At 70.3% G+C, this 19,410-nt stretch carries 17 protein-coding genes; 9 read left to right on the top strand and 8 right to left on the bottom strand.

Going from position 1 to position 19,410, the window contains the following annotated elements; genetic code table 11:
* The first annotated feature begins 91 nt into the window (after positions 1-91).
* Positions 92-1,321, top strand: coding sequence for an FAD-binding oxidoreductase (locus QMG73_RS01265; protein ID WP_309299411.1), 1,230 nt, complete (start codon positions 92-94; stop codon positions 1,319-1,321).
* 149 nt (positions 1,322-1,470) lie between these two features.
* On the opposite strand, the gene QMG73_RS01260 is transcribed toward QMG73_RS01265, so the two are convergent.
* Together QMG73_RS01260 and QMG73_RS01255 are read right to left on the bottom strand one after the other, a co-directional pair.
* Complete coding sequence (locus QMG73_RS01260; RefSeq protein WP_281891829.1) at positions 1,471-2,538, bottom strand: S1 family peptidase; 1,068 nt, start codon at positions 2,536-2,538, stop codon at positions 1,471-1,473.
* A 141-nt stretch (positions 2,539-2,679) separates the two neighbouring features.
* On the bottom strand, positions 2,680-3,846 hold the full coding sequence (locus tag QMG73_RS01255; RefSeq protein WP_281891828.1) for a winged helix DNA-binding domain-containing protein: 1,167 nt from the start codon (positions 3,844-3,846) through the stop codon (positions 2,680-2,682).
* Positions 3,847-3,951: 105 nt separating this feature from the next.
* Between QMG73_RS01255 and QMG73_RS01250 the strand changes: the two genes are divergently transcribed.
* Both QMG73_RS01250 and QMG73_RS01245 read left to right on the top strand, forming a co-directional pair.
* Complete coding sequence (locus QMG73_RS01250) at positions 3,952-5,238, top strand: glycoside hydrolase family 18 protein (RefSeq protein WP_281891827.1); 1,287 nt, start codon at positions 3,952-3,954, stop codon at positions 5,236-5,238.
* Positions 5,239-5,288: 50 nt separating this feature from the next.
* The gene (locus QMG73_RS01245; RefSeq protein ID WP_281891826.1) at positions 5,289-6,803 is read left to right on the top strand and encodes a serine/threonine-protein kinase; all 1,515 of its coding nucleotides are present in this window, start codon (positions 5,289-5,291) and stop codon (positions 6,801-6,803) included.
* Between the two features lie 62 nt (positions 6,804-6,865).
* Here QMG73_RS01245 and QMG73_RS01240 read toward each other — a convergent pair whose 3' ends face one another.
* From QMG73_RS01240 to QMG73_RS01230, 3 genes are read right to left on the bottom strand one after another with little or no spacing between them, the layout of a single operon-like run.
* Positions 6,866-7,402 (bottom strand): carboxymuconolactone decarboxylase family protein, encoded by a 537-nt coding sequence (locus QMG73_RS01240; protein WP_281891825.1) that lies wholly within the window; start codon positions 7,400-7,402, stop codon positions 6,866-6,868.
* A gap of 11 nt (positions 7,403-7,413) precedes the next feature.
* Positions 7,414-8,220, bottom strand: coding sequence for an SAM-dependent methyltransferase (locus QMG73_RS01235; protein ID WP_281891824.1), 807 nt, complete (start codon positions 8,218-8,220; stop codon positions 7,414-7,416).
* 20 nt (positions 8,221-8,240) lie between these two features.
* Positions 8,241-8,882 carry an adenylate kinase family protein gene (locus QMG73_RS01230; RefSeq protein WP_281891822.1) on the bottom strand — a complete coding sequence of 214 codons (642 nt, stop codon included), beginning with the start codon at positions 8,880-8,882 and terminating at the stop codon, positions 8,241-8,243.
* 50 nt (positions 8,883-8,932) lie between these two features.
* On the opposite strand from QMG73_RS01230, the gene QMG73_RS01225 reads away from it, so the two are divergent.
* Together QMG73_RS01225 and QMG73_RS01220 are read left to right on the top strand one after the other, a co-directional pair.
* Positions 8,933-9,910, top strand: a complete 978-nt coding sequence (locus QMG73_RS01225) for a Kelch repeat-containing protein (RefSeq protein ID WP_281891821.1) — start codon at positions 8,933-8,935, stop codon at positions 9,908-9,910.
* Between the two features lie 40 nt (positions 9,911-9,950).
* Positions 9,951-11,450 carry an Nramp family divalent metal transporter gene (locus QMG73_RS01220; RefSeq protein WP_281891820.1) on the top strand — a complete coding sequence of 500 codons (1,500 nt, stop codon included), beginning with the start codon at positions 9,951-9,953 and terminating at the stop codon, positions 11,448-11,450.
* Here the strand turns inward: QMG73_RS01220 and QMG73_RS01215 are convergent.
* From QMG73_RS01215 to QMG73_RS01205, 3 genes are all read right to left on the bottom strand, one after another.
* Positions 11,447-12,001: a sigma-70 family RNA polymerase sigma factor gene (locus QMG73_RS01215; RefSeq protein WP_281891818.1), complete on the bottom strand. Its 555-nt coding sequence runs from the start codon at positions 11,999-12,001 to the stop codon at positions 11,447-11,449. The two genes, QMG73_RS01220 and QMG73_RS01215, sit on opposite strands and share 4 nt — an antisense overlap.
* A gap of 113 nt (positions 12,002-12,114) precedes the next feature.
* On the bottom strand, positions 12,115-14,430 hold the full coding sequence (locus QMG73_RS01210) for a Tex family protein (RefSeq protein ID WP_281891817.1): 2,316 nt from the start codon (positions 14,428-14,430) through the stop codon (positions 12,115-12,117).
* A 9-nt stretch (positions 14,431-14,439) separates the two neighbouring features.
* Positions 14,440-15,156: a PP2C family protein-serine/threonine phosphatase gene (locus tag QMG73_RS01205; RefSeq protein WP_281891815.1), complete on the bottom strand. Its 717-nt coding sequence runs from the start codon at positions 15,154-15,156 to the stop codon at positions 14,440-14,442.
* A 303-nt stretch (positions 15,157-15,459) separates the two neighbouring features.
* Between QMG73_RS01205 and QMG73_RS01200 the strand changes: the two genes are divergently transcribed.
* From QMG73_RS01200 to QMG73_RS01185, 4 genes are all read left to right on the top strand, one after another.
* Entirely contained in the window at positions 15,460-16,110 is a 651-nt protein-coding gene (locus QMG73_RS01200; RefSeq protein WP_281891814.1) for a DUF3800 domain-containing protein, read from the top strand.
* Between the two features lie 114 nt (positions 16,111-16,224).
* Positions 16,225-17,733 (top strand): deoxyguanosinetriphosphate triphosphohydrolase family protein, encoded by a 1,509-nt coding sequence (locus tag QMG73_RS01195; protein WP_281891813.1) that lies wholly within the window; start codon positions 16,225-16,227, stop codon positions 17,731-17,733.
* A 144-nt stretch (positions 17,734-17,877) separates the two neighbouring features.
* Complete coding sequence (locus QMG73_RS01190) at positions 17,878-19,056, top strand: helix-turn-helix domain-containing protein (protein ID WP_281891812.1); 1,179 nt, start codon at positions 17,878-17,880, stop codon at positions 19,054-19,056.
* A 119-nt stretch (positions 19,057-19,175) separates the two neighbouring features.
* Positions 19,176-19,403, top strand: a complete 228-nt coding sequence (locus tag QMG73_RS01185; RefSeq protein WP_281891811.1) for a flavin reductase — start codon at positions 19,176-19,178, stop codon at positions 19,401-19,403.
* Positions 19,404-19,410 lie beyond the last annotated feature (7 nt).

Raw genomic sequence — 19,410 nt, 5'->3', positions numbered from 1 at the left:
GTCTACAGGGCGGCACCAAGCGCGCGAACAACCCGAGCGAAGCGAGGCAGAGGCGGTAGCGGCGAGGTGGGTCCAGTCGTACACTTGTTCGATGGCAATGGGCGGTCGGGTCTTCCGCGAGCTGGTCGGCATCTGCGGCATCCGGTTCGCCCGGCGCGGCGCCGCGGCAGATGCGGTGGCCGGTGTGACGCCCACCTGGGTCGCCGTCCCCGCCTCCGTCGACGGCGCCTCGGCCGTCATGCGGGTGGCCGCCGAGCATGGCCTCACGGTTGTGGCGCGGGGCGCCGGCACCAAGCTTCACTGGGGCTCCCGCCCCGGTCACCTCGACCTGCTCGTCGACACCGCGCGCCTCGCGGGCATCTGGCACCACCCGATCGAGGAGTCGTATGCCGAGATCGGTGCGGGCACGCCGGTGCGGGCGGCTCAGGCCGCGCTCGGTCGGGTCGGCCAGCGGCTGGCGCTCGACCCGGGGTCCGACGGCGCGACCGTTGGCGGCGTGATCGCCACCGACGAGTCCGGTCCGCTGGCACACCGCCACGGCACGGCCGGCGATCAGCTGCTCGGCGTCAGCTACGTCGGACCCAACGGGCTGCTCAGCCACTCCGCCGGGCGCGGGGTGGGCCGGCTGCTGTGCGGCTCGTTCGGTGGCCTCGGCGTGCTGGTCGCCGCGACGCTCAAGGTGCTGCCCGCGCCCGCCGCCCGGGCCTGGGTGCACCGTTCGGTGTGGACACCGCTCGAGGTGCACGACCTCGTCGACGTGGTGGTCGCCGATCCGGTGCAGGTGGCCGCGATCGAGGTCGACCTGCCGGTGCGCGGTCCGCGTGGCCTGGGCGCGCTGTCTGTGCTGCTCGAAGGCGCGCCCGCGGTGGTGGCCGAGCAGGCGCGGCGTGTGGCGACGCTGCTGGGCGGCGACGCCGAGGTCTACGGCGAGGCGCCCGAGTGGTGGGGGCGATACTCGGCCCGACCGCACGGCATCGCGCTGCGTATCACGGTGCCCACGTCTGACCTGCACGCCGCGGTCTACGCCTTGCGCGACGCCGCCGGTCATCCCGTGCCGGTCCGCGGATCGGCCGGGCTCGGTGTGGTCCACGCCGCGCTGCCCGGCGACACGCCGCCGGACCGGGCGGTGGCGATCCTCGACGCGGTGCGCGGAGTCCTGCTGGCGCGGGCCGGCTCGTGCGTGGTCGTGTCGGCGCCGGGTCCGGTGCGAGACGCCGTCGACATGTGGGGTCCGGTCGCGACCCAGGATGTGCTGCGCCGGGTCAAGTCGCGCTTCGACCCCGACGCCCGCCTGGCTCCGGGCCGCTTCTTCGGCATCTAGATTTTTGAGCTACGCACGTCGATCAAGGGCGAATGCACGCGGTTGGATCTCTTTTCCGCGTGCATTCGCCCTTGATCCATGCGATCGCCCTTGATCGGCCGCAAGGGGGCGGCCCGGCGGCCCGGTGGGCCGCACGGCGCCGCGCGGCGCTAGGCGAGGGTTAGGTTGGTGTAGGTCGAGAAGACCTCGTTCAAGGGCTGGAAGAACGTCGTGCCGCCGCTGGAGCAGTTGCCGCTGCCGCCAGACGTCATGCCGAGCGCGACCGAACCCGAGAAGAGGGAGCCGCCGCTGTCACCGGGCTCCGCGCACACGTTGGTGCGGATGAGGCCGCTGACCGTGCCCTGCGGGTAGGTGACGGACGCGTTGACCGCGGTCACCGTGCCGCCGCGGACGCCGGTGGTGCTGCCGCTGCGCTGGACGGACTGGCCGGAGAACGCGTTGCCGACGGAGGTGATGGTCCGGTTGCCGGCACCGTACAGGTACACCTGGCTGGGGTGCGGCACGCTCGCGTTGTCGAACCGGACGATGCCGTAGTCGTTGCCGGGGAAGCTCGACACCACGCGTGCGCCGATCACCGTCGAGCGGCTCGAGTTGGTGTACCAGGTGGCGCCGCCGTTGGTGCAGTGCCCGGCGGTGACGAAGTAGTAGGCGGTGGCGGTACGCACGTTGAAGCCCAGCGAGCAGCGCGAGCTGCTGCTGTAAATGGCCTGGCCACCGGCGATCCGGAGGCTGAACTGGCCAGCGGTGTGCTCCAGCCGTGCGGCGTCACCGGCTGCCGCCACGGCGGCCTTGACGGTGTCGAGCCGGGCGCCCGTGACGGTGCTGTCGACGGTCACCACGACCTGGTTGGTGGTCAGGTCGGTGGAGCGGGCCGTGCCGGGGATGGCGGCCGCCTTCTCGATCTTCGCGGTGACCGCGTCGAGCTGCGTGGCGCTGTACTTGACGGTCTTGGCGACCGCACCCGCGGCCCGTACCTGGTCGGCTGCCGCCGAGTCGGTGACGGTGACGACCATGCGGCCGGACGAGGCGTCGAGGTAGGCGCCGGCCGACTTGGCGCCCAGCTTGCTGGCGAGCGCGGTGGCTGTCGCGGCGCCATCGGCGTGGAGCGGTGCGGGGGCTGCCTGCGCAGCGGACGGCCAGAGAACTGAGCCGAGGAGCAGGACGGGCGCCGCAAGGATGACCGCGGCGCGGCGAGCGGAGAAGCTCGTGGATCTCACTTGGTCCTCCTGGATGTGTCGGGGGTGCCGGACATCGCAGGGATCAGCAGACCTGAATGTCCGGACGCGATGAGGCTCTCACCGCGTCCGGTAATTCACAAGAACTAATATTCGGAGTAGGTACGGCGCGCTATGACCCAGCTAGCTAGCAAGGTCACGTTCGAGTGGCGTGCGGAAGCGTGGGGTGACTCGTACCGGTCCGATCCACTGCGCCAGGTCGCCGGCCATGGACGCCACCGCGGCTTCCTTCTCGGCCCCAACGTCTTCGAGCAGCCGGTACGCGATTTCGCCGTCCGCGCGCTGTGCCCAGCCGCCGACGATCCGGCCGTCGCTCCACACCGTCGGGCCGATGTTGCCGGACCGGTCGAACAGCGGCGCGCTGTGCGGGCCGAGGTACCAGGAGCGCTCCGACCAGCCCATTGGCGTGGGGTCCAGCGCGGGCAGCAGCGCTACCCACGGCTCGGGCTCAGGTGTCGGCTCGTCGTCGCCGGGCAGTACGACGCCGGTGCCGCCGTCGAGGTCGACCTCGACGGCGTCCACGTCGGCCAGTGCCCGCTTGACGTGGCTCGCGGTCCAACCCGTCCACCACCGCAGGTCGGCGACCGTGCCGGGGCCGAACGCGGCGAGCCACGCGCGCACCAGCTCGGCGCGCGCCGCCTCGGCGGGCAGCTCGGGCAGGCCGGCCGGAAACCAGGTCTCCACTGGCGACCAGGTCCACTGGCTGCTCGCCCAGGTGCCGCGGGGCCGTCCGCGCACGATCCGGCCGTCGGCGGCCAGCATGAAGAGCACCCAGGTGGTGATGTTCTGCTTGCCGCCGTACGACTTGCCGGGCGCCATCTCGATCTGCGTGCGCAGGCGCGGCTCCGCGGCGGACAACTGGGCGCCGGTCGCCTCGCCGAGACCGGCAAGCGCGACCGCCGTCGCGTCTTCGACCTCCTTGAGGAACGCGCCGTCGCCCACCGCCGCCGCTTCCAGGAGCTGGCTGTACCGCTTGCGTTGCGTCACCGCGATCGCCTGCGTGCACCCCGCCTGGATGACCGGCGCCAGCTCGACCGGTACGACGAACATGGTGCGCCGCATGCCGAGCATCCGCACGAGCGAACGGTCGTCGTAGAGCGCCCGTTCGATCGTGTCGGGCGTGGCCCCGGCGGCCCGCGCCCGCACCGACAGGAAGACCGAGGCGGGGTCGGTCGAGTGCAGCGCGGCCACACCGCGTACCGCCTCGACCGGATCGGCAGCGGCTGCCGCGCCGAGGTGGTGCCGTACCGCCAGCCGTGCCCGCCGCTCCTGGATTCCGATCCGCTTCACGCCACCTTTCATACCAAGCCTTGACGCGGTACCCGGCCGCCCCTACGTTACGGGAAACATTCTTTACTAAAGAGGTACGTCATGCGGAGAGCGCTAGCAGTACTCATGGCCGCATCCACTCTCATAGCCGGCACCGCCACAGCCGCCCAGGCGACCGGCAAGGGCAGCCGCTACGTCAAGGTCGGGTACTTCACGCAGTGGGGCATCTACGGCCGCGCGTTTCCCGTCAAGAAGCTCGACACGTCCGGTGCGGCCGGCAAGCTGACGCACGTCAACTATGCGTTCGGCAACGTCAGCCCCGACGGCCGCTGCTATGTGGACGGTGGCCCGGGCGAGGGCGACCCGTGGGCCGACTACCAGCGGCCAGTGCCCGCCGAGGAGAGCGTCGACGGCGTGGCGGACACCTGGGGTGAGCCGCTCAACGGCAACTTCGGGCAGCTCCAGAAGCTCAAGGCCAAGTACCCGCACCTGAAGGTGCTCATCTCGCTCGGCGGCTGGAGCTGGTCGACGTACTTCTCCGACGCCGCGCTCACCGACGCGTCCCGCAAGGCGTTCGTGTCGTCCTGCATCGACCTGTATCTGAAGGGCAACCTACCCAACCCGGACGGCAGCGCCGGCGGGCCGGGGTCGCTGGCCGGCGTCTTCGACGGCATCGACCTCGACTGGGAGTGGCCGGGCTCGGCCGGTGACGTCGACACCGTCTACCGGCCCGAGGACAAGCGGAACTTCACCGCGCTGGTGACGGAGTTCCGGCGGCAGCTCGACGCGCTGGGCCGGCAGAGCCGCAAGCACTACCAGCTCACCGCGTTCCTACCGGCCAGCCCCGCCACGATCGACGCCGGGTATGAGGTCCGCGAGGTCATGAGGAAGCTCGACTTCGCCACGGTGCAGGGGTACGACTTCCACGGCACCTGGGAGGCGACCGCCAACCAGCAGTCGGCGCTGCGCGTGCCGGCGGGCTCGCCCGACAACCCCGACTTCTCCATCGAGAACACGATCAACGCGTGGCTCCAGCGCGGTGCGCCCCGGAGCAAGCTGGTCGTGGGCATCCCGTACTACGGCCGGGGCTGGACGGGGGTGACCGGTGGCCGCAACGGTCTCTTCGGCACCTCGACCGGTGCCGCACCCGCGACCTACGAAGCGGGGTACGAGGACTACAAGGTGCTCAAGACACTGCCGGACGCGGGCTTCACGGTCCATCGTGACCTGCGCGCCGGTACGGCCTGGCTGTACGACGGCACGACGTTCTGGACGTACGACGACCCGAAGGTGGTGCTGCGGAAGACGGCGTACATCCGGGCGCAGGGGCTGGCCGGCGCGATGGTGTGGTCGCTCGACGGCGACGACGACAATGCGACCCTTACTAGGACGATATCGTTCGGACTCCGATAATAAGGGACGTGTCGGTTGCAATCGGACGCCCCGCCTAGTACGAAGGTCGGATGCGGCGCATCGGCGGGTGTTACGTGCTGGAGGAGCAAATCGGCGGCGGCGCCACGGGCACCGTGTGGCGCGCCGTCGACGACTCCACCGGCGAGCGGGTGGCCATCAAGCTCCTCCGCGACGAGCTCGCGGGCGATCCCAAGATCGTCATGCGGTTCGTGCAGGAGCGGGCGATCCTCACCGCCCTGAGCCACCCCAATGTCGTCCGGGTGCGCGACCTGCTCACCGTCGGGTCGTCGCTCGGGCTGGTCATGGACCTGGTGCCCGGGGGAAGCCTTCGGGACCGGCTGCGCGAGCGGCGCACCCTGCCGCCCAGCGAAGCGGCCGCCATCCTCACCGGGGTGGCGGCCGCGCTGGTCGAGGCGCACCGGCAGGGCATCGTGCACCGCGATCTCAAGCCCGACAACGTGCTGCTCGGCCAGCCGGAGGGCAGCGACCCGCAGGCGCGGCTGACCGACTTCGGCGTGGCCCGCATCGTCGACTCGCCGGGGCTGACCACCACGGGCGCGCTCGTCGGTACCCCCAACTACCTCGCGCCGGAGGTCATCGACGGCGGGGAGCCCACGCCGGCCACCGACGTCTACGCGTTCGGCGTGCTGCTCTATGAGCTGCTGGTCGGGCGTCCGCCGTACGCGGGTGGGCCGTCCGCCGCGGTCCTCGGCCGGCACCTGGAACACGTGCCGCGCCGGTACGAAGGCATCGCCGACGCGATGTGGCAGGTGATCGAGGCGTGCACAGGCAAGGCGCCGGACCGCCGGCCCACCGCCGCCGACCTCGTCGACCGGATGCGTGCCCTCGTCGTGGCGACCGCCGGATTGCCGGCGCTCACCCCGTTGCCTGCCGAGGCGGCCGCTGTCAGCTCCCGCCCGCCCGGCCCCAGGCACGCTCGCCGCGGCACAAGTACAGGAATCGCCCGCCGCGCGTGGCCGGCCGCGCTCATCGCCGCCTGCCTGGCCGTGGCCGGCGGTGCGCTGGTCTTCCAGTGGGACAGCGACCGCACCCGGGTCGCGCACCGGTTGGCGCCCCGCCCCGAATCGGCTTCCACCATCGCCGCGACGCCGACCGCCGTCGCCAGCGCGACCGCATCGGCCGTACGCCGTCCCGCCGCGCTCGCCCAGGCCGCCGACCGCAACCATCGCCCGGAGGCCAAGGAGAGAGCCTACGGCCCGTGGCGGTGCGGGCGGTTCGCGTGGAGCTTCGGGCAGCCGGCGATGGCTCAGCCCTGTCACGCGCTCGGTCCGGCCGTGCGCCTCTCCGGGAAGGTGCGCGCCATGGTCGGCTCCCGGATCGACGTCACGCTGAAGCTTGTCGATGCCGCGACCGGCCGGGCGGTCGCGGGACCGTTTCTGTGCCGCGGCCTCACGTTTACCGAACGGGCCCGCGAGCGCACCTGTGGCGGCTTCGAGGCCACCCCGGCTCGCGGGCGCCGGTACACCGTGGTGTTGACCTGGCAGGTGCCCGACCAGGCCAGGGCGCTACCCGGCACCGCCCGCAGCGACCCGTTCGCCTGGTGAACCCGTGATCAGGGCGTCCCTCAAGGCGCCCTAACGACTTCAGGGACGCCCTGATCACGGAGTCAGAGCGCGCGGCGGTAACCCTCGCGGGCCAGGCGGACGCCCATCTGGTCGTACGCCGCGTCTTCGGTGGGCGTGACGGCGTCCAGCCCGTCGACGTACCGGTTGGCCATGCAGAACGCCGCCGCGATCAGCACCGTGTCGTGCAGCTCCTCGTCGGTGGCGCCCGCCGCCCGCGCCGTCTCGACGAGCTCGTCGCTGACCCGGTGCCCGCCCTCGGTGACCGCTCCCGCGACCGCGAGCAGGGCGCGCAACTTCGGCGAGATGCCTTCGGCGGCCGGCCCAACGAGCGCCGCCTCGCTCAGCTCGGCACCGGAGCCCAGGTGCGGGATCGTGGCGCTGTGTGACCGGGCGCAGAACTCGCACTCGTTGCGGTGTGAGACGTACGCCCCGATGGTCTCGCGCTCGGCCGGGGTGAGCGGGCTTTCGCCGCGCAGCAGCTCGTGCATCAGGTCGGCGACCCGCACGCCGGTGGCGGGCTTGAACGCCAGGAGGCCGGTGATACCGGGCAGGCCATCGGGCACGGGAACGTGGGGCACTGATCCTCCACTCAGGGACGGAACGCGACGGCAGCGTATCCCGGAAAGTTGCTCGCGTTTACCGGCTCTTCGTCCACATCGTCCGGACGCCACCGTGTCATGTGGACCAAGCCCGGCGGCACCGGCTCGAACCCCTTCATCAGCGCGTCGATCTGCTCCCGGGAGCGCATGGTCATCGGCGTGGGAGTGCGCGCGTACAGGGCACGGTGCTTCTCGGCCCGCTCGCCCTGCCCATCCGCGGACGCATGACAGATCGCCAGGTAGCTGCCCGGCGCGATCGCCTCGCGATAGGCGGCGATGATGCAGCCCGGATCGTCGCCGTCGGGCACGAAATGCAGCACGGCGACCAGCAGCACCGCGACCGGCTGGGACAGGTCGAGCCAGCCCTCACGACGCACGAGGTCGAGGACTGCGGGCGGGTCGCGCAGATCGGCCTGTGCCGCCACGACACGCGGGTCGTCACCGAGGATCGCGCGGCTGTGCGCGACGGCCACCGGATCGATGTCGACGTACACGACGCGGCTGTCCGGGGCGGCGGCTCGGGCCACCTCGTGCACGTTGCCGGCTGTCGGGATACCGGAGCCGAGGTCGAGAAACTGGCGGACACCGGCGTCGATCAGGAACCTGACCGCCCGTCGCATGAACGCCCTGTTCGCCCGCATGATGAGCGGCAACTCGGGCCAGTCGGCGAGGGCCTGCTCGGCCATCGTGCGGTCGGCGGCGAAGTTGTGCGCACCGCCAAGGTAGTAGTCATAGACGCGTGCCGCGTTGGGCCGGTCGAGGTCGACTCCGTATGGCGCCCACTCGGGTCTGCTCACCCGGGAAGGGTAGCGGGCACTCAGTCGACGGGGAGTCCCAGTAGCTTCCGGATCTCGCGCTGGACCGTCTCCGGGTCCGGCCGCGCGTCCACGTTCACCACGTACTCCTTGCGGCGGAAGATGTCGAGCACCGGCCGCGTCTTGCTGTGGTACTCGCGCAGCCGGGAGGCCAGCGCCTCCGGGGTGTCGTCAGCGCGCGTAACCAGCTCACCGCCGCAGACGTCGCACCGGCCTTCGACCTCGGGGCGGTCGGCGATGAGGTTGTAGTCCATGCCGCAGCGCGTGCACAGCCGCCGGTTGAGCACGCGCCGGCGCACCTCCTCGTCCGGCAGGTCGAGGTGGATCACGCCGTCGATGTCGTAGCTCTCTAGGAAGAACTCCGCCTGCCGGCCGTTGCGCGGGAACCCGTCGATGACGAAGCCGTAGTTCCAGTCGTGCATCTGCAGCCGGTCGCGGACCACCGCCTCGACGAGGTCGTCACCGACCAGCTCACCGGCCGACATGATGCGCCGTACCTGGGCGCCGAGCTTGGTGTGGTGCTGGACGTGCCACCGGAAGATGTCACCGACGCTGATGTGGACCAGGTCGAACGCCTTGCTCAGCAGAGCGCTCTGCGTGCCCTTGCCGCTGCCCTGGACGCCCATGACCACGTACTTGCGCATGCCCGCACGATCGCATACCCGACCGGCCCGGCGCGTGGCAGACTGCCCGGATGCGACGCGTATCGCTCGCACTGCTGGTTCTTCTCGCCGCTGGCTGCTCCGACAGCCGGCCACCGGAGCCCGACGACGGCACCCCCGCGCCCCGCGTCACATCCGCGCTCGCCTGGCGCACGCTCGCACCGGCGCTGTCCGAGCGCACCGAGGTCGCGGCCGCGGTCGTCGGCACCAGGATCTACGTGATCGGCGGCTACCGCGAAGACGGCGGCACGGTCTCGACGTTGGAGATCCTGGACACCGCGACGGGGCGCTGGGAGCGCGGGCCGGATCTGCCCGTCGCCGTCAACCACGCCATGGCCGCGGCGGCCGGCGGCACGGTGTACCTCTTCGGCGGTTTCCAGGAGGGTGGCGACGCGAGCGCCGCGGCGTACCGGCTGGATGGTGATGTATGGCGGCCGGTGGCCGCGATGCCGCAGTCCCGCGGCGCCGGCACGGCCGTTTCCGTGGAAAACACGATCTACGTCGCGGGCGGCGTCAACGCGGGCGGCCTGTCCCGGCAGATGCTCGTGTACGACGTCGCGGCCGACCGCTGGTCGGCCGCGCCCGGCCCGCCCACGCCGCGCGAACACCTGGGTGGCGCCGGCTTCGGCGGGCTCGTCTACACGGTCGGTGGCCGGGCCGGTGGGCAGGGCAACTTCAGCGCTTTCGAGGTCTTCGATCCGGGTACTGGCCAGTGGCGCAAGCTGCCCGACCTGCCGACCCGGCGTGGTGGGCTAGCGGCCGCGGCGACCTGCTCGGGCCGGATCGTCGCGGTGGGCGGCGAGGCAGACGCGACCTTCGAGGAGGCGGAGATCTACGACGTTGAAGCCAGCACGTGGCAGGCCCTGCCCCCACTGCCGACGCCGCGCCACGGTCTCGGTGTCGTGGCCATCGGCACCTCGATCTACACGCTCTCCGGTGGTCCGCGCCCGGGCCTGCACGTCGCTAATACCACCGAGGCCGTCGATCTCGCTGACCTCGAAGCCTGTTGATGTAGTGACAAACATCACGTCATAGACGATCCTTGATCGTATGGCTGATGTGACAGAACTCCGTTCGTACCAGCTCGGGGTCAGCCGTCCGCCGCTCAGCCTCGCCGACCTGCCGGAACCTGAGGAGGTCTTCGGGGTACGCCGTCTTGGGCCGAAGGAGCTCGTCAAGTACGCCATCGGCCCCAGCCTCATCGCGCTCGGTATCTCCATCGGCAGCGGAGAATGGCTGCTGGGACCGCAGGCGGTGGGGCAGTACGGCTTCGTGGGTGTCGGCTGGGTGATCCTGGTCTCCGCGCTGCTGCAGACGTTCTACAACGTCGAGTGCTCCCGGTATGTGCTGGCCACCGGTGAGGTGCCGGTCGTCGGCTGGGGGCGCGTGCCACCCGGGTTCCTGTTGTGGGTACCGGTCTCGGTGGCACTGGTCATCTTCGCGTTCATCGCCGGCGGTTGGGCCGCGGGTGCCGGACAGGGCATGTACGCGCTCGTGCACGGCGAACTGCCCAGGTCCGGTGCGGAGGAGCCGCGACTGTGGGCGATCGGATTACTCCTGGTGGTGTTCGCGATCACCGCGTCCGCCCGCCGGATCAGCCGGGCGCTGGAGCTCGCGAACTGGCTGATGGTCGTGTCGATCCTGATCGGCCTGCTGCTGATCGACCTGTTCATCGTGCCGTTCGAGCTGTGGTGGGAAGGCATCCGCGGCTTCTTCACCCCGGCTTCGCCGCCGGAGGGCATCACCGCGACCCAACTCGGCGCGCTGGCCGGGTTCACGGCGCTGGCGTCCGGCCTCAACTGGTACGTGATGGGCCACTACCGCGACAAGGGTTACGGGATGGGCTTCCGCGCCGGGTACATCTCCGGATTGCGCGGCGAGAAGCGCGAGCTGCTGCCCGTCGGCGTCACGTTCCCGGACGACGAGGCCAACACGGCCCGCTGGCGGCGCTGGTACCGGCTGCTGCTCACCGACATGTGGGGCGTCTTCTTCGTCGGGGCGATGCTCGGCATGCTGCTGCCGACGATCCTCATGGCCCGCGCCGTGGAGCTGTCAGGCGAGACGCCCACCCAGGCCAACGTGCCCACCTTCGTGGCCGGTGTGCTCGATGTCGAGTACGGGCGGTTCCTGTTCTACGTCGCGCTGGTCCTGGGCGTGCTGATCCTGTTCAGCACTCAGCTGGGCATCTTCGAGGCGATGGTGCGGGTCACCACCGACGCGGCACACGCCACCAGCCCGGCGCTGCGCAAGCTCATTGAGGGCGACCCGCGGCGCTTCTACTACCCGTTCATGCTGCTGCTGATCGTCGTGATCTCGGTGATCCTGCATTTCGCGCTGCCGGTGAGCCTGGTCCAGTGGTCGGCGAACATGTCGAACCTGGGCGCGCTGATCTTCCCGTTCATGCTGATGTACCTGAACAGCAAGCTGCCGAGGCCGGCCCGCCCGCGCCCGTGGCACTACGTGCTGCTGGGCGCGAACGTGCTCTTCTTCGGCTTCTTCTTCGTCAACTTCATCGCCGACTTCGTAGGCGACCCACTGGTGACCTTCTAGATGGCGCCGGTGACGCCGCGCTGCTCCAGGGCGGTGCGCAGGGCGCGCAGCGCGTAGTACACCCGGGACTTCGCCGTACCGAGGGGGAGGTCGAGCGCCTCGGCGGCCTCCGCCACGGTGCGGCCCCGGAAGTAGGTCTCCATCAGGATCTCCTGATGCGATGGCGTGAGCGTGCGCAGCGCGGCGGTCACCGTCATGCGGCGCAGCACCCGCTCGCTCTCGTCCTGCTCGGAGACCGTCTCCAGGTCGACGCCGTACGTCTCCGGCGGTCGCGCGTTCTGGCTGCGGTGCTCGTCGATCGCGATCCGCCGGGCGACGGTGACGAGCCACGGCCGCAGGGATGAGTGGCCTTCGCCGCCTAACCGGTGGACATTGCGCCACCCGCGCAGGAGGGTCTCCTGCACGATGTCTTCCGCCTTCTGGCGGTCACCCGCCACAAGCTGAAGCACGAACCGCAGCAACGGTGCCGCGTGCTGCTCATACAGCTCGCGCACCAGCGCATCTTCGGCACCTTCGCCACGATGCCGCCCTGCGGTCATCCCGTACGTCATGCGCGGACACCCTCGCTTCGCGTCTCTTCGGCACGTACGGCCGAGCGCACCCGACCCCTGCGCAATAGGAGATGCGGGTGCGCCCTGCGGAATAACAGAAACCTTCTCGCAAATTATCTAGGGCTGCGGCGCTGACCGCCTAGACCTTGATCCAATCCGGCGCGTCGCAGTGCGTCGGCCATCGCGCCCTGCGCCGGCCGCGAGGGCTGCGCAGGCTGTTTACCAGGCCTTTCGCGGCGAGGGCGCTCGGCACGCTCGGCAGGAGCCTCCGCCGCGTCTTCGAGGCGCAGGGTCAGCGAGATCCGCTTACGCGGCACGTCGACGTCCAGAACCTTCACCCGAACGATGTCACCCGGCTTGACGACGTCGCGCGGGTCCTTGACGAAGGTCTTGGACATCGCGGACACGTGTACCAGGCCGTCCTGGTGGACGCCCACGTCGACGAACGCGCCGAAGGCCGCCACATTGGTCACGACGCCTTCGAGCACCATGCCCTGCTGCAGGTCGCCGATCTTCTCGACGCCTTCCGCGAACGTGGCCGTCTTGAAGGCCGGGCGCGGGTCACGCCCCGGCTTCTCCAACTCCTTGAAGATGTCGGTGACCGTCGGCAGGCCGAACAGGTCGTCGACGAACTCGGTCGGCTTCAGCGCGCGTAGGACCGGGCCGTTGCCGATCAGGGCCGCCACCTCGGTGCGGGTCGCCTCGATGATCCGGCGGACCACCGGGTACGCCTCTGGGTGCACGCTCGACGCGTCGAGCGGGTCGTCGCCGTCGCGGATGCGCAGGAAGCCGGCACACTGCTCGAACGCCTTCGGGCCGAGCCGCGGGACCTCTTTGAGGGCCTTCCGGGACCGGAACGGGCCGTTGGCGTCGCGGTGCAGCACGATGCTCTGCGCCAGCCCTTCACCGATACCCGAGACGCGGGTGAGCAGCGGGGCGGACGCGGTGTTGACGTCGACACCGACCGCGTTGACGCAGTCTTCGACCACCGCGTCGAGCGACCGCGACAGTTTCACCTCGGACAGGTCGTGCTGGTACTGGCCAACCCCGATCGACTTCGGGTCGATCTTGACCAGCTCGGCCAGCGGGTCCTGCAGTCGCCGGGCGATCGAGACCGCACCGCGCAGCGACACGTCGAGCTCGGGCAGTTCCGCGGAGGCGTAGGCGGACGCCGAGTACACCGACGCGCCGGCCTCCGACACCATGACCTTGGTGAGCTTCAGCTCCGGGTGGCGCGTGATCAGGTCGCCGGCGAGCTTGTCGGTCTCGCGAGACGCCGTGCCGTTGCCGATCGCCACGAGATCCACCTTGTGGGTGGCCGCCAGCTTGGCCAGCTTGGCGATCGACTCGTCCCAGCGCTGCTGCGGCACGTGCGGGTAGATCGTGTCGGTGGCCACGACCTTGCCCGTGGTGTCGACGACGGCCACCTTCACACCGGTGCGGAAGCCCGGGTCGAGCCCCATCGTCGTACGCGGGCCGGCGGGCGCGGCGAGCAGCAGGTCGCGCAGGTTGGCCGCGAAGACCCGGACGGCCTCCTCCTCGGCGGCCTGCCACAACCGGGTGCGGAGGTTGACGTCGAGGTGCACCAGGATGCGGGTGCGCCACGCCGACCGTACGGTGTCGAGCAGCCAGCGGTCGGCGGGCCGGCCCTGGTCGGAGATGTTGAAGTGGGAGGCGACCCGCTGCTCGTACGAGCCGAGGCCGGGCTGCGGCTCCTCCGGCTCGAGCGTCAGGTCGAGCATCTCCTCCTTCTCGCCCCGGAACAGCGCCAGGATGCGGTGCGACGGCAACTTCGTGAACGGTTCCGCGAAGTCGAAGTAGTCGGCGAACTTCGCTCCCTCGTCCTGCTTGCCGTCTCGTACCTTCGACAGCAGCCGGCCGCGCGACCACATCTGCTCGCGCAGCGCGCCGATCAGGTCGGCGTCCTCGGCGAACCGCTCGGCGAGGATGTGGCGCGCGCCCTCCAGGGCGGCCGTCGCGTCGAGGTCTTCCTTGGTGAAGCCGGCGGCCGCGGCCCGCGGGTCCTGGCTCGGGTCGCTGATCAGCAAATCAGCGAGCGGCTCCAGGCCGTTTTCGCGCGCGATCTGCGCCTTCGTGCGCCGCTTCGGCTTGTACGGCAGGTAGATGTCTTCGAGGCGGGCCTTCGAGTCGGCGGCCATGATCTGCGCTTCGAGCGCCTCGTCGAGCTTGCCTTGGCTGCGGATCGACTCCAGGATCGCGGTGCGCCGCTCTTCCATCTCGCGCAGGTAGCGCAGCCGCTCCTCCAGCGTGCGCAGCTGCGCGTCGTCGAGCGCGCCGGTGGCTTCCTTGCGGTAGCGAGCGATGAACGGCACGGTGGCACCGCCGTCGAGCAGCTCGACCGCCGCCGCCACCTGCCGTTCCCGGACGCCGAGCTCCTCGGCGATCCGCTCTTGAAGCGATGTCGTCACGCAGTGATCCTAGGCGGACACGTCCGCGATGATGACCGACACGTTGTCCGGGGCACCGGCGTGCAGGGCGTGCTGCACCAGACCCTCGACGCATTCGCGCTGGTCGGGGTACGTGCGCATGGTAGCGGCGATCGCTTCTTCGGACACGTAGTCGGAGAGTCCGTCGCTGCACAGCAGGTACCGGTCGCCGGCCTGCGGGCTCAGGATGGCGCCGGACGGCGTGAACTCGTCGCCTTGCACCGCCTGGGTCACGACCGAGCGCTGCGGGTGGGCACGCGCCTCCTCGGGCGTGAGCACTCCGTGGTCGACCAGCGTCTGTACGTACGTGTCATCCTTGGTGAGCTGCGACAGCGCGCCATCGCGCATCAGGTACGCCCGCGAGTCGCCCACGTGAAACAGCGCGATCTGCTCGCTGGCCATCAGCAACGATGTGACGGTCGACCCCATGCCCTCGCGGCCCGGCTCGGCGTCGGCGGTCTCGCGGATCTGCCGGTTGGCGGCCTCGACCGCCTCGCGAAGTGAGGCGAGCGGGTGCTCCGGCTCGGGCCCATCATCGAGTGGCGCCAGCATCTTGACGATCAGATCGCTCGCCAACTCGCCCGCCGGCAACCCGCCGATGCCGTCGGCGATCACGAGCAGCCGACGGCCGGCGAACGCCGAGTCCTCGTTGTTGGACCGGACGAGGCCGACGTGGCTGAGCATGGCCGCACGCAAGATCAAGCTCATGTCATCCAGCCTGCGAATAGCGCGGACCACCTCGCGGAGCTGGTCCGCGCATGGTCACGGCTGGGCGGTGCGCCCCTGCCTGTGGTTGTTACCGGCGCCGCTGGCATGGGCAAGAGCCTACTGGTCGCCGCCGCGCTCGACGCGTTCACTCCGCGTCCCGGGCTCGTGCTGACCGGTGCGGCGCGGCTGCACACACCGGCGCCTGGGCGGTACAGCACCAGATCATCCGCGTTTGAATTCGTGAAATGATCGCAAGCATTAACGGGTCAAATTGCGGATAGACATTCTGCTAGCGTGCACGCGGTGGCCGACCTTTTCATGTACGCCGACGAGACAGGCGACCTTGACATGGCTGGCACGGCGGGTGCCAGTCGCTATTTTGGCTTTGGCACGGCTGTCTTCGCTGACGGACACGGAAAAGAGCTGTGGGAGGGCCTCCAGCTACGTTGCGATCTCGAAAGCCGGGGCGTGCGGCTTCCGAGAGGCTTTCACGCGAAGAACGACTCTCACGCCACGCGGTCCGAAGTCTTCGCTCTCATCCAGGCGCAGCGCCCAAGGTTCGATACGACGTTCCTTCTGAAGGCCAACGCGTACCGTTCGATCCGCGAGGCCGGACCCGTACGGCTATATAAGGTTGCCTGGTACCTGCACTTCAAGGAGATAGCTAGGCAGGTATCGCATCCAGGAGACCGCCTGTTCGTCATCGTCGGTTCCCTGCAGACGAACAACAAACGTGACGCCATCAGGCACGCGCTTGAAGATGTATGCGCGCAAGTGGACGATCGCACGATCGTGCCGTGCATTTGGGATGCTCCAAGTTCCTGGGGAATCCAGGTAGCTGATTATGGTCTTTGGGCCGTCCAGCGAAAGCTAGAAGGACGCACCTGTAGCTGGTTTGATCTGTGTGTGAAGCCGGGCCTGCGATCGATCTTTGCTCCGTGGGGCCGGGCATAGTAGGAGCCGGCTATCTCGGTCTCCCGAGAAGAGGTCCCCTGGACCCCTTGTCACCGGCTCGTACTCCCAAGGTAACACGGGCCAGAGGGCAACAGTGGGTACTAATGTCGGATCATGGAGATGATGGGTGACCCGCGGGCTCGCCGGCTCTTCGGTGGCACGGCGATCGCGCCCGGCGACCTGGCGGCCAGCCCGTTTCGGGTCGACCGCGACCGGATCGTCAGCTCGCCGTTCTTCAGCCGGCTGGGCAGCGTCACCCAGGTCATCAGCCCGGGCGGCTCGGGCCTGCTGGTGCACAACCGGCTCACGCACAGCCTCAAGGTCGCGCAGGTGGCGCGGGCCATCGCCGAGCGGCTGCTCGCCGATGACCGGTACCGGGTGCTGCTCGACAAGCTCGGCGGCCTGGACCCCGATGTGGTCGAGGCGGCGGCGCTCGGCCACGACCTGGGTCACCCGCCGTTCGGGCACCTCGGCGAGCAGGTACTCGACCGGCTCGCCCGGCACCGCCTGGGTGTACCGGACGGGTTCGAGGGCAACGCACAGTCGTACCGGATCGTGACCAGTACCGAGATCCGCGGCGAGGCCACGGGCCTGGACCTGACCGCGGCCGTCCGCGCGGCGATGCTCAAGTATCCGTGGACCCGGCACGACTACCCCGAGCCGCACCCGCGCCTGCTCGTGCCGCCACCCCGGGGCGCCAGCGGGCCGCCCGACGACCCGTCGAGCGGCTCGGCGAAGTTCAGCGCGTACCGCACCGAGGTCGACGACCTGCGGCAGGCCCGGGAGCCGTTCGCCGGCCGGATCAGCGACTGGCAGCAGACCGTCGAAGCCTCGGTCATGGACACCGCCGACGACATCGCGTACGCCATCCACGACGTCGAGGACTTCTACCGCGTCGGCGTGCTCCAGCAGGGCGCGGTGGCCGCCGAGCTGATCGCCTGGCAGAACGAGCGTGACGAGCTGCGCGATCTGCCCGCCGCCGCGCTCGACGCCGGGTCTCGCCGTCCGGGGCGTTCGATCGAGCAACTACGCCGCCAGCTGCACCGCAAAGACGGCTGGATCAGCGACGACACGGCGTTCGCCGACGCGGTGGAGCAGGTCCGCCACGAGCTGGTCGATGGCCTGCTGGCGGCGCCGTTCGACGGGTCGGTGGAGGCGGAGCAGTACGTGGCGCGGTTCTCGGCGCGCTGGACCCGCCGGTTCATCGACGCGATCACCGTGGAGGCACAGCCGCCGGTGCGCTCGGGGCACGTGCTGCTGGCGCCGGCGCAGTGGCACGAGGTACAGGTGCTGAAGTTCGTGCACCACCGGTTCGTACTGGCCCGGCCCGACCTGGCGTTGCACCAGCGCGGGCAGGCCAACTTGCTGGGCACGCTCGTCGAGGCGCTGCACGCCTGGCTGCTCGACCCGGACGAGCAGGCGCGGCTGCCGAGGCGGCTGCACGACCTGGTGGAGATGGGCGAAGCAGAGCTGGACCCGGCCACGCCGGACCGGGCGGTGCAGGCCCGCGGCCGGGCGATCATCGACTTCGTGGCGGCGCTCACCGATGGGCAGGCGGCCGCCATGCTGGACGCGCTCTCGGGCAGGTCGCGCCAGCTCTGGACGGATTCATTCGTCCTTTAGGGGCTTCGCCACGCGGTTAGCAATTCATTCGTCTTTTAGGGGCTTCGCCACGCCGTTAGCAATTCATTCGTCCTTTAGGGGCTTCGCCATGCGGTTAGCAGAGCGTACCGTCGATATAAGACGGTCCTCGGCCGAGGAGCTGCGATGCGGTCCACGCTCGGTGCTCAGCTCTCCGCCCTCCGCCGCCGGCGGGCGATGTCACAGCGTGACCTCGCCGAGCGTGCCGGCGTCTCCGTCGATCTCGTGCGCAAGCTGGAGCAGGGCCAGCGGCACGCCACCCGGATCGCCAGTCTCACCGCGCTGGCCCGCGCGCTCGATGTCACGCCCGCCGACCTGCTCGGCAAGCCGCGCGGCTTGCCGGCCGGCCCCGCGAACGGCGAGGTGGGCTCGATCCGGCGCGCGGTGCTGGGGATACGCCCGGCAGAGGTGGCGCCGCCGGCCGTGACGGCGCTGCGGCCGCGGGTCGCCGAGGTGTGGCGCCTGTACTGGGCCGGGCGGTACGGCGAGTTGGCCTGCGAGCTGCCCGAGCGGATCGGCGAGGCGCGGGCCGCCGCCTCGGAGTCGGGTGCGCCCGGGGCCGCGCTGCTGGCCGAGCTGATGCAGGTGACCGCGGCGCTGCTGGCGCACCTGGCGCACGAAGACCTGGCCCACCTCGCGCTCACCGAGGGCATGCGTGCCGCCGAGGCGTCGGGTGACGAGTTGCTGCACGCCAGCCAGCAGGCGACCCGGTCGTGGGTGCTTTCGCGGCAGGGGCTCTGGTCCGAGGCCGAGCACATCGCGGTGTCGACCGCCGAGTCGATCGAGCCGGCGCTCTCCCGGGCGTCGACCGACCAGGTGGCGGTCTGGGGTGAGCTGCTGCGGTACGCGACCACCGCGGTCGCCCGGTCGGGCCGGCAGTCGGAGGCGCAGGAACTGCTGGGTCTCGTTCAGGCGGCGGCGGCTCGCATGCGCGGCGACCACTACAGCCGGTACGTGGGGATGGCCTTCGGGCCGACGGTGGCCGCGATGAAGGCGGTCGACGTGGCGATCGCCGCCGATCGCCCGCGTCACGCGATAAGGCTGGCCGAGCGCGTCGAGCGGCCGGCCGCGCTGCCCACCGCGATGCACGCGCGATACCTGCTCAATGTGGCCTGGGCACAGATGAGCGACTGGCGTTCGCAGGACGCCGTCGACACGCTGCGCACCGTGGAGGCGCTCGCCGCTGAGATGCTGCCGCACCAGACCATCGCCCGCACGATCATCGCCGAGCTGCTGCCGCGCCGCCGTAAGCAGCGCCTTCCGGGTCTGGTGGGCCTGGCTGAGCGGATGGGGATCGCGGCGTAGGACGCCACGTCCCTCATACACCGCCACGGTTTCCGCAAGGTCGTACATCGCGCCCCACGGCGCGGCCCAACGGCGCCCCTACCGTCCTTCACAGCTACCGGACGATGGGGGTGAGGAGCATGGCCACCGGCGAACATACGCCGGTCCGGCCAGCCTGGACATGTGCGACATGTGGCCAGGACTGGCCGTGCGCATCCGCGCGCGACCAACTCTGCGAGGAGTACGGCGAGCAACGGGTCAACCTGGCGGTCTACATGGCGACCCAGCTCGGTCACGCGGCCGGCGAGCTGACCACCGCCACGACAACGCAGCTGTACGAGCGCTTCATCGCCTGGACGCGTCCATAGATCTGGC

Origin of the sequence: Phytohabitans aurantiacus (assembly GCF_027923225.1) — a bacterium.
Lineage (GTDB): Bacteria > Actinomycetota > Actinomycetes > Mycobacteriales > Micromonosporaceae > Phytohabitans > Phytohabitans aurantiacus.
This window is presented reverse-complemented; position numbering and strand designations above follow the sequence as displayed.